The following is a 14,440-nucleotide window of genomic DNA, read 5'->3' as shown; positions in this document are numbered from 1 at the left end:
TGGCGAGAATGTAGTCGTCGGGGATAAGCTGTCGAAGCGAACCCATCATGAACAGCTCGAGCTGACCGCGTTCCTTATGTCCCAACATGCCGGTGCACCCAGAGAATCAATCCAAAATGAATCGAATCACGTGAGGCTGACTTCTTCAACAGCCCCACCCGGCAGCGCTGCCAGGTGGCTCAAAGCACCTTCGATACCGCGGCCTTGATGCCCTCATGGGCGTCGGAGACAACGAGCCTGACACCACGTAGCCCGCGTCTGGTCAGGTTGCGGAGGAATTCCGTCCAGATCGGCTCGGCTTCTGATGTTCCGATCTCCATGCCGAGCACTTCGCGCCGGCCGTCGGTGTTGACCGCCCACCGCGATGATCACGGCAAGAGAGACGATGCGTCCGCCGCGCCAAACCTTCATATAGGTGGCGTCGAGGCCAGACGCAGCAGATCGTGATCGTGTCCCAATGGTCGAGATTAAACCCTGTATTGATTGGCGCTCCGATGTGGTTTTCTAGCCTGCGAAATACATCGCCTTTTCCGAAGGCGTGAAGTTGCCGGTCTTTTATGTTGCGGAGTCGCGGTGCAAAGCGTTTCCCAATCAGGGCGAATAGCGCAAAGTCATGATAGCTGGCGCCGCCGGTATCGGTAAAATGCTCATCGATTTCCAAAATCGTTTCGTAATCAAAGTGCCCGTCGAGAACATAAGCCGCTTCACTTTCCGTCGGGCTGATAGGCAATATCCCGAAGAATCCATATTGGCCGGAATACTTAATGTGCGAGTCCCAGTTTCAAACATCAATCGACATTTGTTGGTCGTCACCGACAGGCGTTCCAGCCATGTGCTCGGCATATTGAGCGAAAGCTACATGCTTCCTCGCCATGCCGGGGCACTGGAGAAAATCGGGCGGGACATCAACGGGCTTTCTTCAAAGCCTGCCAGCCGCAGTTGAGATCGGGAGGCCTGAGATTTTGACCAACTCCGGGATATCTAAAATTGTTGCCAAAATCCGATTTGTTCCTGGTAATTGCGCTTCGGCCTTCGGATGGCGAATATGCCATTCGCATGCTCGAACGTGTTGACCTATGCATCGGCACTTCCCTCGCTAGTCTGCCTGCGAGCGGGCTTGCGCCTCAGGATGGCCCAAGCGAAGAACGCGGTCAACGCGAGGAAGAACAGGCTGTCCGGACTGGTCAGGAAGACCATCGGATTGCCGTCGTTCAGCGACAGCGAGCGCCTGAGATATTCCTCAAGATCAGGGCCCAGGATGAAGCCCAGGAGCATCGAAACCGTCGAGTAGTTCTGCTTGCGCATGAAATAGGCGAGGATGCCGAAAAGGACCGCCAGCGACATCTGGAAGATCGAGTAGGTCGCGACGTAGCTGCCAACCAGCGCCACGACCGCGATTCCTGTATAGAGCAGGCCTTTGGGGATCGAGACGATCTTGATGAACCACGGCCCGAAAAGCCATAGCGTCAGCGGGATCAGGATCAGCGCGGAAAAAAACAGCGAGCCGAGCATAGGCCCCAGAAGTTCGGCCTGGTTTTCGAGCAGGCGCGGGCCGGGTTGCAGGCCGTTGATCACCAGCACGCCCAGCACGATGGCGGTGGTCGGATCGCCCGGGATGCCGAACATCAGCATCGGTACGAAGGCACCGCCGCACATCGCGTTGTTGCCGGCCTCGGCCGCGGCGATGCCTTCGCGCGAGCCGTGTCCGTAATCCTGCGGTTTTTTTGCGGACGAGCGCGCCAAGGCGTAGGAGACGAAGGCGGCCATCGAGCCGCCGGCGCCGGGCAGAATGCCGATGCCGTAGCCGACAAGCGACGAGCGCAGATAGGTGAAAAGGCCGATTTCGCGAATCTCCGCGCGTGCCGGAAGGAAGTCGCGGCGGCGGATTTTCAGGTCCTTGACCTCCCTGAGCGTCGAGCTGAGGTTATCCTTCCAGTTCTCCGACTGCATGAGCACCTCGGAGATCGCAAAGGCGCCGATGACGAGGGGCATGAGATCGATGCCCTCGACCAGCGTCTCCGTGCCGAAGTTGAAGCGCGGGATCGGCTGCAGCACGTCGATGCCGACCGTGGCGATCATCATGCCGAGCAGCGTCGCGACGAAGCCCTTGGCGATGTTGCCCTTGTCGACGATGACGATGACGACGAGCGCAAAGAGAACGAGGGAAAACTTGCCCGGCGTGCGGATCAGCAGCGAGACTTCGGCCGCAATTGGCATGAAAGCCATCAGCAGCACCGCGCCGATCGCGCCGCCGATCATCGATCCCAGTGCTGCGTGCCCGAGCGCATTGGCGCCGAAGCCCTTTTTCATGAGCGCATTGCCCTCGATCGCGGTCATCATGGATGACGGCGCGCCGGGGATGTTGATGGTCGTCGCGGTGATCGAGCCCGAATACATGCCCGCCATGAAGATCGAGGCGCACATCACCAGCGCCGGCACCACGTCGATCGTGTAGGTGATCGGCAGCAGCAGCGCGATGGCCAGCACCGATGTCAGGCCCGGCATGGCGCCAAAGAAGGTGCCGACCAGGAAGCCGCCCACCATGAAGGCGAGGACGTAGGGATCGGCAAGCGCGCTCATGCCGCTCAGAATGTCGACAAAGATGTCCATCAGAAGAACCCGTCGGTCAGGGTAGGCAGCCGGACGCCGAAGATACCTGCGAAAAGCCCGTAGAACAGGGCGGTGACGCCGATGGCGCAGATCGCGAATATGTGCGGCTTGCGGATCTGGAAGTGGAAGATGGCAAACAGGACGCAAGTGAAGGCGAGCGTTGCCGGCCAGTAGCCCAGCGGGCGAAACAGCGCGATGTAACCCGCCGTCGCGACGATCACCAGCATCGGACGCAGCAGCTCTCGCGCGGGACCATCAGCCGTGGGCTTGCGGAACTCGATAACGAACACCACCGCCAGGGCGACATACATCAGGCAGGCCAGAAGGATCGGCACGGAGCGCGGACTCATCTCGCCGGGACCCGCGAACTGCGAGCGGATATCAAAGGCGGCGGCGAGGTAGACGCTTGTGACGACGAGTAAGAAGAGCGGCAGCAGGACGCCTGTCCTGAAAATTGGCGCACGGTCGGCCATCATGGTCTCCGGATTGGGGCGGCGCCGGAACGGGCCTGGCGCCGCCAGTTTTGCCTGCGGTACGGTGGGTGCCGGTTACTTCGACAGTACGCCGGTCTCGACCAGTGCGTCCATCTGGTCAAAGAGACCCTGCGCGGTGTCTTCGGCCCAGATATCGAGCTCTTCGCCCGCCAGCCAGTTCGGTGTCACGCCGATGGTAGCGAGCCAGTCCTGGAACTCGGCGCTTTCATAGGCCTCCTGATAGGCCGCCTCGATCTTGGCCACCACGTCCTCGGGGGTGCCCGCCGGGGCCACCAGCACGATGAAGGAGCCGTTCAGCAGATCCACGCCTGCCTCTTCGGCAGTGGGCACGTCATAGGTCGGGTTCTTGGCGTCCGAAAATTCGACGATTCCGCGCGCGGTACCATCCTCGATCAGGTTAGCGAAGTCGCCCAGCGAGGTGAGAACCACGTCCACTTCCCCCGAGAGCAGAGCTTCCTTCTGCGGGGCCGCGCCGCCCGGGTAGGAAACGATGCGGAACTCTGCGCCGGTGAGCTGCTGCAGCTGCAGCAGCGTGAGGTGCACGCGGCCGCCGAGGTTCTGAACGCCCACGCGCACATTGCCCGGGTCGGCCTTGGCCGCCTCGATCAGGTCGTCCAGTGACTGGTAGTCCGAATCGGCGTCTACGATAATGGCGTCTGCCTCGCTGGTGATGCGGGCGATAAGGTCGAGCTTGTCCATCTGATAGCTCGGAAGCATACCCTGCCATGGCACAGTCACGATGCTGTCATAGGTCAGCGCGCCGAGGGTGTAACCATCGGGACGTGCGCTCATCACCTGGCCGACGCCGGTGGCCGAGTTGCCGCCCTCGATGTTCTCGACATAGATCGTGCCGTCAAGATTATCCTCGGCCAGCGTGGTTACCTTGCGCACGATGCCGTCGGTACCGCCGCCGGCGCCCCACGGCACCACCATGCGCACGTCGCGCTCGGGATATTCCGCAAGGGCTGCAACCGGCACAAGGGCCGTGGCGATGGCGGCAAGGGCGCCGATGAAGCTGCGTTTCATGATCTGTCTCCTCCTAGACTTTTCGGGGGTCGGCAGGTGCCTCCCCTGTTCTCCCAGTGTCCTGACGCCCGCGCGGTGGCGCTTGCGCGCGGCACTTGCCCTTTCGCAGGGCCCGGCCTTCCCGGGGCAGGATTTGCTGGCGGCGCTTGCGCCCCGACCAACTAATACATTACTATATGAATTTGCGACCGGTTGGCAAGCCTCCTTGGGGCAGCCATCGCGCGATCGAGACAGGTTATTGAAATAAATGGAGAAACTCGGAATGATTTATGACCACCGCACCTATTCCTGCCGTCCCGGCACCATCAGGAAACACCTGGCGCTCTACGGCGAGCATGGGTTCCAGGTGCAGCGTCGCCATCTGGGTGAGCCCATCGTCTACGGCGCGGTCGAGACCGGCGATGTCAATTCCTATGTGCATATCTGGTGCTATGACGATGCCGCCGACCGGGCGGCGCGGCGCGCGGCGCTGGCGGCGGACCCGGAATGGCAGGCCTATCTCAAAAAGAGCGCCGAGGCGGGTTACCTTGTCTCGCAGGTCAACCAGATTTTGACCCCGGTTCCGTTCTTCACGCCAAAGCGTGGCTGAACGGCTTATTCATCCCGCCCATGATCTTCGTGTCGACCCGAAAAGCGACTCAGGCTTTCGGGCCGATGCGCCCTCGGCGGCGCCGGCTGTCATGCGTCACGCTTCCGGCAGATCCATGCGGCTAATGAGGAAGTCAAGTTCGGCGAGGTCGATGTCGATCAGCTTCGGCCCCGGTCCGCGCAAGGCGCTTGAGGTCAGCGCGCCGCGGCGGCGCATCATTTCCTTGCGCAGGGCAATGCCCCACTGGCCTTGTGCCTCGTGCTTGAGCAGTGGCAGGAAGCGGTTGAAGAGGTCGTGCGCCTCGGCCCGCTTTCCCGCGGTCATCAGATCGTAAACGCCTGACAGCATTTCCGGGTAGGAGAAGCCGGCCATCGGGCCATCGGCGCCGCGTTCCATCTCCTGCACCAGGAATTGGCCGTTATTGCCGGTCAGGATGCGCACCGGGCGCGACAGCTCCGCCCGCATTCGCGTGATCTTGATGGGGGAGGGGAAATCTTCTTCCTTGATGACGCCGATCTGGGGAAAGGCGCTGATCAACCGATCGATGGCGGGCACCGACATCACCACGCCGGAGGCGGCGGGGAAATCCTGCAGGACCGTCGGCACATCGCCGATCCGGGCGTAGACCGCCTCGAAATATCGCAGCAGGTCCTCGTCGGTGCGGATGCCGGCGGGCGGGCAGATCATCACCGCGTCGGCGCCTTCGGCCATGATCTGGGCGGTGACCTCGACCAGTGTGGCGAGGTTGGGGTGCGAGACGCCGGCGATGATCCGGTGCCCGTCCGCCGCCGAGACGTAGCGGGCGGCCACGGCGATTGTTTCGTCCACTGTCAGTTTCTGCGCCTCGCCCGAGACGCCGAGCACGGTCAGTCCCTCAGCGCCGTGGCGGTAGTAGAAGGCTGACAGCGTGTCGATGCTCTCAAGGTCGAGCGTTCCGTCATCGAGAAACGGCGTCTGTGCAACAACGTGCAGGCCGCAGGTGTCGGCAAGTGTTTTGGACATGATCTCTCCCTTCGCGGACCGGGTTGATCCGCGCTCTCCTCGGTAATTCTGGCCTGTTTGGCGACGTCCGGACGGACCGGATGCGTCAGGTGAAGTATTCCTCGTGCAGGGCGCGATACTCGTCGGCCCAGTCTTCGGGTTTGTGGGTGTGAAAGCGAATTTCGCGGATCGCGTCCTCGACTACGCCCGACTCGATCGCGTCCACGATGCGCTCGTGACCCTGTAGAATCAGCCCGAGCCGTTCTTCGGAGTGGGCCTGCAGGCGGCGCACGCGGTCCATGTCGCCGGTCTGCGAACGAAGCAGGGCATGCAGGTTCGGATGGCCCGCGCCCTCGAACATGATGTAGTGGAAGTACTCGTCAAGCTCTTGGAAACGGCGCAGCTTGGTCTTGTCGGCGGCGACCAGTCGCTGCATGGCGATGACTTCGCGCAGCCGGTCGATGACCGCCGGGGACGGGTTGCTGGCGAGCTCCATTGCTACCTCGGTTTCAAGCGCCTGGCGCAGGAAAAGCGCCTCGCGGATCTGGTCGAGATTGATGCGCGTCACCAGCGTTTTGGATTGCGGATAGATACGGATCAACCCGTCCTGCTCGAGCCGCTGCATGGCGTCGCGCAGCGGCGTCTGGCTGACGTCGTATTCGCGCGCGAGGTCGGCGCGCGTCAGCGCGGTGCCGGGGGGGAGGTCGAGCGACAGAATGCGCTGTCGCAGATCGTTATAGATCCGCGAGGACGCCATCGGGCGTCCCATCGCCGTCTCCTGCCGCATCATATCGAACGCGAGTGTCATTGGTGGTGTCCGCATGCCGAAATTCTTGTCCGTGCCGTTGTGACCTACATATAACCGCATTTTCGCGCCTGTTGACCATACTGATAAACTAAAATATTAGTGCATGACAAGTCTCGCGACGTTGCGGTTGCCGCCCCATTGCCCGCAGGGCTTCGCGGTATGGACGCGTGATTCGCGCCGGATCGGGGCAACTTAGACAGGCGCGGTCGCGTAGCCGGCCGCATGACGCAGGAGGGTCAAGAATATGGATGACAACAAGCCCGGCTTTGTTCCGCACGGCAAGCACCTGATCGCGGGCGATTGGGTGGCTACAGAGGCGACCTTCCGCTCGCAGCCCGCGCATGGCGATGCGCATGATTTCGGTGTCGGAACCCCGGAACTGGTGAATGCGGCGGCCGAGGCCGCGGAAGAGGCATTCTGGACCTATGGTTATAGCGATGTGGAAGTGCGCGCGCGTTTCCTTGAAACCATCGCCGACGAGATCGAAGCCCGCGCGGAGGCGATCACCCTAATCGGCACCCAGGAAACGGGCCTACCGGAGGCGCGCCTTCAGGGCGAGCGCGGCCGCACCGTCGGCCAATTGCGTCTGTTCGCCAGTCACATCCGCGCCGGCGAGTGCCTCGACCGCCGCCACGACGAAGCGCTGCCCGAGCGCGCGCCCCTGCCCCGCCCCGATCTCAAGCTGATGCAGCGCCCGATCGGCCCGGTGGCCGTGTTCGGCGCCTCGAACTTTCCGCTGGCCTTCTCGACCGCCGGCGGCGACACCGCATCGGCTCTGGCGGCGGGTTGCCCCGTCGTGGTCAAGGGCCACTCTGCCCATCCCGGCACTGGCGAGATCGTGGCTGAAGCCATCCGGGCCGCCATCAATGTCTGCGGCCTGCCGGGCGGGGTGTTCAGCCTCGTGCAGGGCGGCAAGCGGGATGTCGGCACTGCGCTGGTGCAGCACCCGCTGATCAAGGCTGTCGGCTTCACCGGTTCGCTTGGTGGCGGCCGGGCGCTGTTTGACCTCTGCGCGCAGCGTCCCGAGCCGATCCCGTTTTTCGGTGAACTGGGCAGCGTCAATCCGATGTTCGTGCTGCCGGAAGCCGCGAAGGCCCGCGGCGGCGAGATCGGCAAGGGCTGGGCGGGCTCGCTCACCATGGGCGCCGGCCAGTTCTGCACCAATCCCGGCATTGCCGTGATCGGCGCGGGCCCGGACGGTGACGCCTTCGTCTCGGCTGCCGCCGAGGCGCTGAAGGACGTTCCGGTCCAGGTCATGCTGACGGACGGCATCGCCAAAGCCTACCGTGACGGCAAGGATCGCTTCGACGGCCGCAACGCGGTCAAGCCGGTGTTCACCACCGAGCAGGAAGGCCGCACCGCAAAGCCCAACCTCTATGAGACCACCGCCGCGACCTATCTGCAGGATCACGCGCTCGGCGAGGAAGTCTTCGGACCGCTCGGCCTGGTGATCCGCGTCGGCGACGCCGCGCAGATGGTTAAGCTTGCGAAGGGATTCGAGGGGCAGCTCACCGCGACGCTGCATATGGACGATGGCGATATCGACGACGCCCGCGCGTTGATGCCGGTGCTTGAACGCAAAGCCGGCCGGGTGCTGGCCAACGGTTTCCCCACCGGGGTCGAGGTGGCCGACGCCATGGTCCATGGCGGGCCTTACCCGGCCTCCACGAACTTTGGCGCGACCTCGGTCGGCACCATGGCGATCCGTCGCTTCCAGCGCCCGGTGAGCTACCAGAACCTGCCGGACGCGCTGATGCCCGCCGGTTGGCAATAACATCCAGCCCCGCATCGACCGGACATGCTCCGCGACAGGCTGACAATATATCCAGATTGAGGAGACACACACAATGATCGCACCCGACGCGCTGCGCGAAATCATTCGCCACGGGCTTCTGTCCTTCCCCGTGACCCCCTTCGATACGGAGGATCGTTTCGCGCCGAAGCCGTTCCAGGCGCATCTCGAATGGCTCAAGCCCCACAAGGTGGCAGGGCTGATCGTGGCGGGCGGTACCGGCGAGATGTTCTCGCTCACCCCGGAAGAGATCGTCAGCGTGGTGCGCGCGGCGCGCGAGACGGCTGGCGACGCGCCGGTGATCGCGGGCTGTGGCTATGGCGTGCGCATGGCCTGCGATCTCGCCCGCGCGATAGAGGCTGCCGGCGGCGACGGCATCCTTCTTTTGCCGCATTACCTTACCGAGGGACCCCAGGAGGGGGTTGCCAACCGCATCCGCGCGGTTTGCAGGGCCACGAAAATGGCGGTCATCGTCTACAATCGCGGCCAGGCGCGGATCTCGGCGGAGACGCTCGAGCAACTGGCCGACGAATGCCCGAACCTCATCGGCTTCAAGGACGGGACCGGCGACATCGACAACGTCCGCCGCGTGACCGTGCGCCTCGGCGACCGGCTGGCCTATATCGGCGGCATGCCCACCCACGAGCTTTTCGCGCAGGCCTATCGCGGCGCGGGCATGGCGACCTATTCCTCGGCGGTGTTCAACTTCGTGCCCGAGACCGCGCTGGAATTCCACGGCGCTTTCCTGGCCGGTGACGATGCCAGATGCGAGCAGTTGCTGAAGGACTTCTACTACCCGTTCACGAAAATCCGCGACCGCAAGCCGGGTTACGCCGTCTCGGCGATCAAGGCCGGCGTCGCCCTGCGCGGCTTTGAGACCGGCCATGTACGCGCGCCGCTCACCGATCTGACCGGCGAAGAGGTCGATATGATGCGTGAACTGATCAAGGGACGCAACTGATGCCGATCGGACCCGTCGCCGTTCTCGAACCCGCCAGTGCGCAGATGCGCACCCGGATCGAAACGCTGTGCGACGGTTTCGACCTGCGCTTCGTCAGCAGCATCGAGACCGACGATATGCGCACCGCGCTTCAGGGCGCGACCTACGCGGTAACGCGGGGACTGCGCTTTCCGGCCGAGCTTCTGGCCGGGGCCGGCGCGCTGAAGATGGTGCACCAGTGGGGAACCGGCGTCGACGGTATTCCGCTGGACGTCGCCCGGGAGCGCGGCGTGACCGTCGCGCGCTCGCCCGGCGTGAACGCGCCCACCGTGGCCGAGGCGACGCTGGCGCTGATGCTGGCGACGCTCAGGCGCCTGCCGCAGGTGCAGCAGAGCTTCCGCGACGGCGCCTGGAACCAGCCGGACCTCTGGCGCGAGGCGCGCGATCTCGGCTGCTGCCGGGTCGGTCTCGTGGGCATGGGGGCTATCGGCAGGGAGGTGCTGAAACGGCTCTCGGGCTTTGGCTGCGCGGTTGCCTATACGAAACGCTCGGGCCCGGACAATGCGCTCGAAGTGCCGTTCATGGATTTCGACGCGCTGATCGGCTGGGCCGAAGTGATCTCGCTGCACCTGCCGCTCACGGCCGGGTCTAAGCACCTCATCGACGCGAAGGCGATCGCAGCGATGAAACCGGGCGCGGTGCTCATCAACACCGCGCGCGGCGGGCTGGTTGACGAGGCGGCGCTGATCGACGGGCTGCGCTCGGGTCAGGTCGGGGCGGCGGGGCTGGATGTGTTCGAGACCGAGCCGGTGACCGGGCCGAACCCGCTGCTGGACATGCCGAACACGGTGACGCTGCCGCATGTGGCGGGGCGCACGCTTGACAATTTCGACCGCATGGTGCGCCACTGGGCGGGCAATATCCGGGCGCATGCCGAGGGCCGGACCATCGACCCGGACTGCATCGTGGTGCCCTGAAGACAATAGCATTGGACAATCATGGGGAGAATACATGGCTGAGACCGTCAAGCGCAGCGGCGGCCAGGTGCTGGTCGATCAACTTCTGATCCACGGGGCCGACTGTGCCTATTGCGTGCCGGGCGAGAGCTACCTCGAAGTGCTCGACGCGCTCTACGACGTGCGCGACCGGTTCACGCTGTACAATGCGCGCCATGAGGCCGGCGCCGCCGATATGGCGGAAGCCTATGGCAAGCTGACGGGCAGGCCCGGCATCTGCATGGTCACCCGCGGTCCCGGCGCCTGCCAGGCCGCGGTGGGCGTGCACATCGCCTACCAGGATTCGACCCCGATGATCCTGCTCGTCGGTCAGGTCGGGCGCGAGACCATGGATCGCGAGAGTTTCCAGGAAATCGACTACCGCCAGATGTTCGCCCCCGTGGCCAAGTGGGCAGCGCAAATCGACAGCGCCGCACGCATCCCCGAATACATGGCCCGGGCGTTCCGCGTGGCGACCTCGGGCAGGCCTGGCCCCGTGGTGCTGGCGCTGCCGGAGGACATGCTGACCGACGTGGTCGAGGTCGCCGACGCCATGCCCTATACGCCCAGCCTCCCGGCGCTGAGCCCCGGTGACGCCACCGCCGTGATGGCCGCCCTGTCGAAGGCCGAGCGGCCGCTGCTTCTGGCCGGCGGCCCCGGCTGGAGCGAAGCGGGATGCGCGGCGCTGCTGCGCTTCGCCACCGAGAACCGGCTGCCGGTTGCCACAAGCTTTCGCCGTCAGGATCTGATCGACAACCGCTCCGACGTCTATGTCGGGGATTTCGGGACCGGCGTCGCGCCCAGCCTCGTCAAGCGGTTGGCCGAGGCCGACCTGCTGCTGGTCATCGGCGCGCGTCTCGGCGAGATCACGACCAAGACCTATTCCACGCTGTCCGTGCCGACGCCGGCGCAGACCCTGGTGCATATCCATGCCGACGCCGACGAGATCGGCCGGGTCTATTCGCCCGCCGTCTCGGCGGTCTCGGGCCCGGACGCGGCGCTGGCGGCGCTTACCGCCCAGCCGGCTGCCCCGGCACCAGAGGGTTGGTGCGCCAGGTTGCGCGCCGAGTATCTTTCCGACAGCGAGCCGCCGTCGCACGACTATCCGCTCGGCATGGGCCAGGCGATGGCCGACATGCGCGATCTGATCCCGGCGAATGCGGTGATCACGCTCGATGCCGGCAACCACACCGGCTGGGCGCAGCGCTTCCTGCGCTATGGCCGGCCCGGGCGGCAGATCGGTTCGACCTGCGGCTCGATGGGCTATGCCGTGCCCGCCGCCGTGGCGGCCTCGCTGGCCGATCCCAAGCGACAGGCCATCGCGTTTGTCGGCGATGGAGGCTTCATGATGTCTGGAATGGAGATCGCCACCGCCGTGCAGCATGGCGGGCGGCCCATCGTGCTGGTGTTCAATAACGGCACTTACGGCACCATCCGCATGCATCAGGAGCGCGAGCACCCCGCCCGCGTCTCGGGCACTGACATTACCTCCTCGGACATCGGGATGATTTCGCGCGGGCTCGGCGCCGCGCATGAGCGGATCACCGAGACGGCTGAGTTCAGGCCCGCCCTTCTACGCGCCTTCGACCATGACGGCCCCACGGTCATCGAGTTGATGACCGACCCCGAGCAGATCTCCACCCGCACGACGATCAGCCGTCTGCGTGGTCAGCAAGCCAGGACAAATTCATGACGACCGAAAAGACACCGGAAACCCTGCGATCGTCGCGCTGGTTCGCGCCCGATGAGCTGCGTAGCTTCGGCCATCGCTCGCGGATGATGCAGCTCGGCTATGCCGAAGAGGATTTCCGCAACAAGCCGGTGATCGGCATCCTCAACACCTGGTCCGAGCTCAACACCTGCCACGGCCATTTTCCCGAGCGGGTGCAGGATGTCAAACGCGGCGTGCTCGCGGCCGGCGGTTTCCCGGTCGAGATGCCGGCGTTGTCGGTGGACGAAAGCTTCACCAAACCGACCTCGATGCTCTACCGCAACATGCTGGCGATGGAGACCGAGGAGATGATCCGCTCCCACCCGCTCGACGGCGTGGTGCTGATGGGCGGCTGCGACAAGACCACGCCCGGCCTCGTGATGGGGGCGATCACCGCGGGCGTGCCGATGATCTTTCTGCCAGCCGGGCCGATGCTGCGCGGGCATTACAAGGGCCGCATCCTGGGCAGCGGCTCGGACGGCTGGAAATACTGGGACGAGCGCCGCGCCGGCAATGTCTCTGACGAGGAATGGCTGGGCATACAGGGCGGCATCGCGCGCTCGGTCGGCACCTGCATGACCATGGGCACGGCCTCGACCATGACCGCCATCTCCGACGCCATGGGCCTGACGCTGCCCGGCGCCTCCTCGATCCCCGCCGCCGACAGCGGGCACAAGCGCATGGGGTCAGCCTGCGGGCGGCGCATTGTCGAAATGGTCTGGGAGGACCTGACGCCCGAAAAGATCATCACCGCCGCCGCCGTCAGGAACGCCGCCATCGTCGCCATGGCCACCGGCTGTTCCACCAACGCCGTGGTGCACCTGATCGCCATGGCCCGCCGCGCCGGCGTGGAACTGACGCTCGACGATCTCGATGCGCTCGGGCGCGTCACGCCGCTTATCGCCAATGTGCGGCCTTCCGGCAAGGACTACCTGATGGAGGATTTCTACTATGCCGGCGGCCTGCTGGCGCTGATGAAGCAGATCGAGGAGCGGCTCGACACCTCAGTCACCGGCGTCACCGGCAAGCGGCTTTCAGAGGCGCTGGCAACGGCCGAGGTCTACAATGACGACGTCATCCGGCCGCTGTCGAACCCGGTCTATCATCAGGGCTCTCTGGCGCTGCTGCGCGGCAATCTCTGCCCCGACGGCGCAGTGATCAAGCCCGCCGCCTGCGATCCGAAGTTCCATGTGCACGAGGGGCCGGCGCTGGTGTTCGACAGCTATCCCGAGATGAAGGCGGCGATCGACGATGAGGATCTCGACGTCACCCCCGACACGGTGCTGGTGCTGCGCAATACCGGACCCAAGGGCGGGCCGGGCATGCCGGAATGGGGCATGCTGCCCATCCCCAAAGCGCTGATCAGGAAGGGTTATCGCGACATGCTGCGGATTTCCGACGCGCGCATGTCCGGTACGTCCTACGGCGCTTGCGTGCTGCATGTGGCACCGGAAAGCTTCGTCGGCGGACCGCTGGCGCTGCTTAAGACAGGCGACATCGTGCGCATGGACCTGCCGAACCGCAGCCTGAACATGCTGGTGGACGAGGTGGAACTCGCGCGCCGTCGCGCCGCATGGTCGCCGCCCGAACAACGCTTTCAACGCGGCTGGGGCTACATGTTCTCGCAGCATGTGACCCAGGCAGACAAGGGCTGCGATTTCGACTATCTCGAGCGGGGCTTCGGCAAGGCTGCGGGCGAGCCCGATATCTTCTGATCCGCACAGGCGCGACGGCGCCTGGCGACTTGAGGTTCTGTGCCGGAGCGCTGAAACTGAAATGTTCCGGCGGACTGCCGCAAATTTAGTGCCGCAGGCTTTCTTTCCCGGCTCTTTTGAGGCTCGTGCTTCCGCCGGCCTCCATCGCCGATCTTTCGCGTTACAAATGGGTGCTGCCGCGTATGGGCACCAAACTCCAGACCGAACTCAACCGCGTGTTCCTGCAGAAGGGCAAGGAGGTCCTCGTCGTCAACGTGCTGACGAGTTCGCTCTACACAACGCTGGCCTTCCTCCGACGCACGGACATGATGACGATCCTTGCCCGCAGCGCCCTGTCGGAGGAAGACACGGCCGGTATTGCCGCGCTGGAGCAACCCTGGTTCTCGCTCCAGCGCGAGGCCTTTCTGGCCACGCTGAAGGGAATGAAACTGCCTCCTGCGGCGGATGGGCGTGCGCATCTCTATGGACGGCAAGGGACGGGTTCCTCGACAATATCTTCGTCGAGCGGCTGTGGCGTATGCTCAAATACGAGTGCGTCTATCTGCACGCTTGGGAAACCGGATCGCAGACCAGGGACGGCCTCAGAAAATGGATGGATTTCTATAACCGGAAGCGCCCGCACTCTGCACTTGGCGGCAAACCGCCTGCCGTGTGTGATTAGGCGTGGAATAAGGACCCCGTTAGAGGGGTGATCGGCTTCCAAAAGGGACCCCTTCTGGCACAGGGGCTACAACAGCCTCCGGTTTATCTCGGAGGCTTTTTATTTGGATGATTGTTGT

General features: G+C 64.3%; 11 protein-coding genes and 4 pseudogenes. 8 read left to right on the top strand and 7 right to left on the bottom strand.

From position 1 onward, the window contains the following. Positions 1-182 precede the first annotated feature (182 nt). The 5 genes and pseudogenes from HPQ62_RS20585 to HPQ62_RS20565 all read right to left on the bottom strand — a co-directional run. Positions 183-426, bottom strand: a pseudogene (locus HPQ62_RS20585) (transposase); the annotation flags it as partial. Positions 427-445: 19 nt separating this feature from the next. Next, positions 446-772: pseudogene (locus HPQ62_RS20580) on the bottom strand (Tn3 family transposase); the annotation flags it as partial. Positions 773-1,074: 302 nt separating this feature from the next. After that, positions 1,075-2,610 (bottom strand): tripartite tricarboxylate transporter permease, encoded by a 1,536-nt coding sequence (locus HPQ62_RS20575; protein ID WP_174804475.1) that lies wholly within the window; start codon positions 2,608-2,610, stop codon positions 1,075-1,077. Continuing rightward, a complete protein-coding gene (locus tag HPQ62_RS20570) occupies positions 2,610-3,083 on the bottom strand; it encodes a tripartite tricarboxylate transporter TctB family protein (RefSeq protein ID WP_174804474.1) in 474 nt (157 codons plus the stop codon). The genes HPQ62_RS20575 and HPQ62_RS20570 overlap by 1 nt, the downstream gene beginning before the upstream one ends. 75 nt (positions 3,084-3,158) lie before the next feature. Further along, positions 3,159-4,130: a Bug family tripartite tricarboxylate transporter substrate binding protein gene (locus tag HPQ62_RS20565; protein ID WP_174804473.1), complete on the bottom strand. Its 972-nt coding sequence runs from the start codon at positions 4,128-4,130 to the stop codon at positions 3,159-3,161. A gap of 262 nt (positions 4,131-4,392) precedes the next feature. Between HPQ62_RS20565 and HPQ62_RS20560 the strand changes: the two genes are divergently transcribed. Next, positions 4,393-4,719, top strand: coding sequence for an NIPSNAP family protein (locus HPQ62_RS20560; RefSeq protein ID WP_174804472.1), 327 nt, complete (start codon positions 4,393-4,395; stop codon positions 4,717-4,719). Positions 4,720-4,815: 96 nt separating this feature from the next. On the opposite strand, the gene HPQ62_RS20555 is transcribed toward HPQ62_RS20560, so the two are convergent. Together HPQ62_RS20555 and HPQ62_RS20550 are read right to left on the bottom strand one after the other, a co-directional pair. Continuing rightward, on the bottom strand, positions 4,816-5,721 hold the full coding sequence (locus tag HPQ62_RS20555; protein ID WP_174804471.1) for a dihydrodipicolinate synthase family protein: 906 nt from the start codon (positions 5,719-5,721) through the stop codon (positions 4,816-4,818). Between the two features lie 85 nt (positions 5,722-5,806). Then, positions 5,807-6,508, bottom strand: a complete 702-nt coding sequence (locus HPQ62_RS20550; RefSeq protein WP_174804470.1) for a GntR family transcriptional regulator — start codon at positions 6,506-6,508, stop codon at positions 5,807-5,809. Positions 6,509-6,752: 244 nt separating this feature from the next. On the opposite strand from HPQ62_RS20550, the gene HPQ62_RS20545 reads away from it, so the two are divergent. From HPQ62_RS20545 to HPQ62_RS20520, 7 genes and pseudogenes are all read left to right on the top strand, one after another. Continuing rightward, positions 6,753-8,282 (top strand): aldehyde dehydrogenase (NADP(+)), encoded by a 1,530-nt coding sequence (locus HPQ62_RS20545; RefSeq protein ID WP_174804469.1) that lies wholly within the window; start codon positions 6,753-6,755, stop codon positions 8,280-8,282. 73 nt (positions 8,283-8,355) lie between these two features. After that, positions 8,356-9,261: a 5-dehydro-4-deoxyglucarate dehydratase gene (locus HPQ62_RS20540; RefSeq protein WP_174804468.1), complete on the top strand. Its 906-nt coding sequence runs from the start codon at positions 8,356-8,358 to the stop codon at positions 9,259-9,261. Beyond that, complete coding sequence (locus HPQ62_RS20535; protein ID WP_174804467.1) at positions 9,261-10,217, top strand: 2-hydroxyacid dehydrogenase; 957 nt, start codon at positions 9,261-9,263, stop codon at positions 10,215-10,217. Before HPQ62_RS20540 ends, HPQ62_RS20535 begins: the two co-directional genes overlap by 1 nt. Positions 10,218-10,251: 34 nt before the next feature. Continuing rightward, on the top strand, positions 10,252-11,928 hold the full coding sequence (locus HPQ62_RS20530; protein ID WP_174804466.1) for a thiamine pyrophosphate-dependent enzyme: 1,677 nt from the start codon (positions 10,252-10,254) through the stop codon (positions 11,926-11,928). After that, the gene (araD, locus tag HPQ62_RS20525) at positions 11,925-13,661 is read left to right on the top strand and encodes an L-arabinonate dehydratase (RefSeq protein ID WP_174804465.1); all 1,737 of its coding nucleotides are present in this window, start codon (positions 11,925-11,927) and stop codon (positions 13,659-13,661) included. The genes HPQ62_RS20530 and araD overlap by 4 nt, the downstream gene beginning before the upstream one ends. Positions 13,662-13,843: 182 nt before the next feature. Further along, positions 13,844-14,044: pseudogene (locus HPQ62_RS21140) on the top strand (hypothetical protein); the annotation flags it as partial. 49 nt (positions 14,045-14,093) lie between these two features. Beyond that, a pseudogene (locus tag HPQ62_RS20520) lies at positions 14,094-14,322 on the top strand (integrase core domain-containing protein); the annotation flags it as partial. Positions 14,323-14,440: the final 118 nt, after the last annotated feature.

The organism is Martelella limonii (genome assembly GCF_013344475.1).
Classification (GTDB): Bacteria; Pseudomonadota; Alphaproteobacteria; order Rhizobiales; family Rhizobiaceae; genus Martelella; species Martelella limonii.
Note: the sequence above shows the minus strand (reverse complement) of the source record. Positions and strands in the feature narration are given on the sequence as shown.

What these genes read in the sequence shown, in the direction of transcription:
- HPQ62_RS20545 (WP_174804469.1), top strand. Translation starts at nt 6,753, where the DNA reads ATGGATGACAACAAGCCCGGCTTTGTTCCGCACGGCAAGCACCTGATC.
- HPQ62_RS20540 (WP_174804468.1), top strand. Translation starts at nt 8,356, where the DNA reads ATGATCGCACCCGACGCGCTGCGCGAAATCATTCGCCACGGGCTTCTG.
- araD (WP_174804465.1), top strand. Translation starts at nt 11,925, where the DNA reads ATGACGACCGAAAAGACACCGGAAACCCTGCGATCGTCGCGCTGGTTC.
- HPQ62_RS20560 (WP_174804472.1), top strand. Translation starts at nt 4,393, where the DNA reads ATGATTTATGACCACCGCACCTATTCCTGCCGTCCCGGCACCATCAGG.
- HPQ62_RS20530 (WP_174804466.1), top strand. Translation starts at nt 10,252, where the DNA reads ATGGCTGAGACCGTCAAGCGCAGCGGCGGCCAGGTGCTGGTCGATCAA.
- HPQ62_RS20550 (WP_174804470.1), bottom strand. Translation starts at nt 6,508, where the DNA reads ATGACACTCGCGTTCGATATGATGCGGCAGGAGACGGCGATGGGACGC.
- HPQ62_RS20555 (WP_174804471.1), bottom strand. Translation starts at nt 5,721, where the DNA reads ATGTCCAAAACACTTGCCGACACCTGCGGCCTGCACGTTGTTGCACAG.
- HPQ62_RS20565 (WP_174804473.1), bottom strand. Translation starts at nt 4,130, where the DNA reads ATGAAACGCAGCTTCATCGGCGCCCTTGCCGCCATCGCCACGGCCCTT.
- HPQ62_RS20570 (WP_174804474.1), bottom strand. Translation starts at nt 3,083, where the DNA reads ATGGCCGACCGTGCGCCAATTTTCAGGACAGGCGTCCTGCTGCCGCTC.
- HPQ62_RS20535 (WP_174804467.1), top strand. Translation starts at nt 9,261, where the DNA reads ATGCCGATCGGACCCGTCGCCGTTCTCGAACCCGCCAGTGCGCAGATG.
- HPQ62_RS20575 (WP_174804475.1), bottom strand. Translation starts at nt 2,610, where the DNA reads ATGGACATCTTTGTCGACATTCTGAGCGGCATGAGCGCGCTTGCCGAT.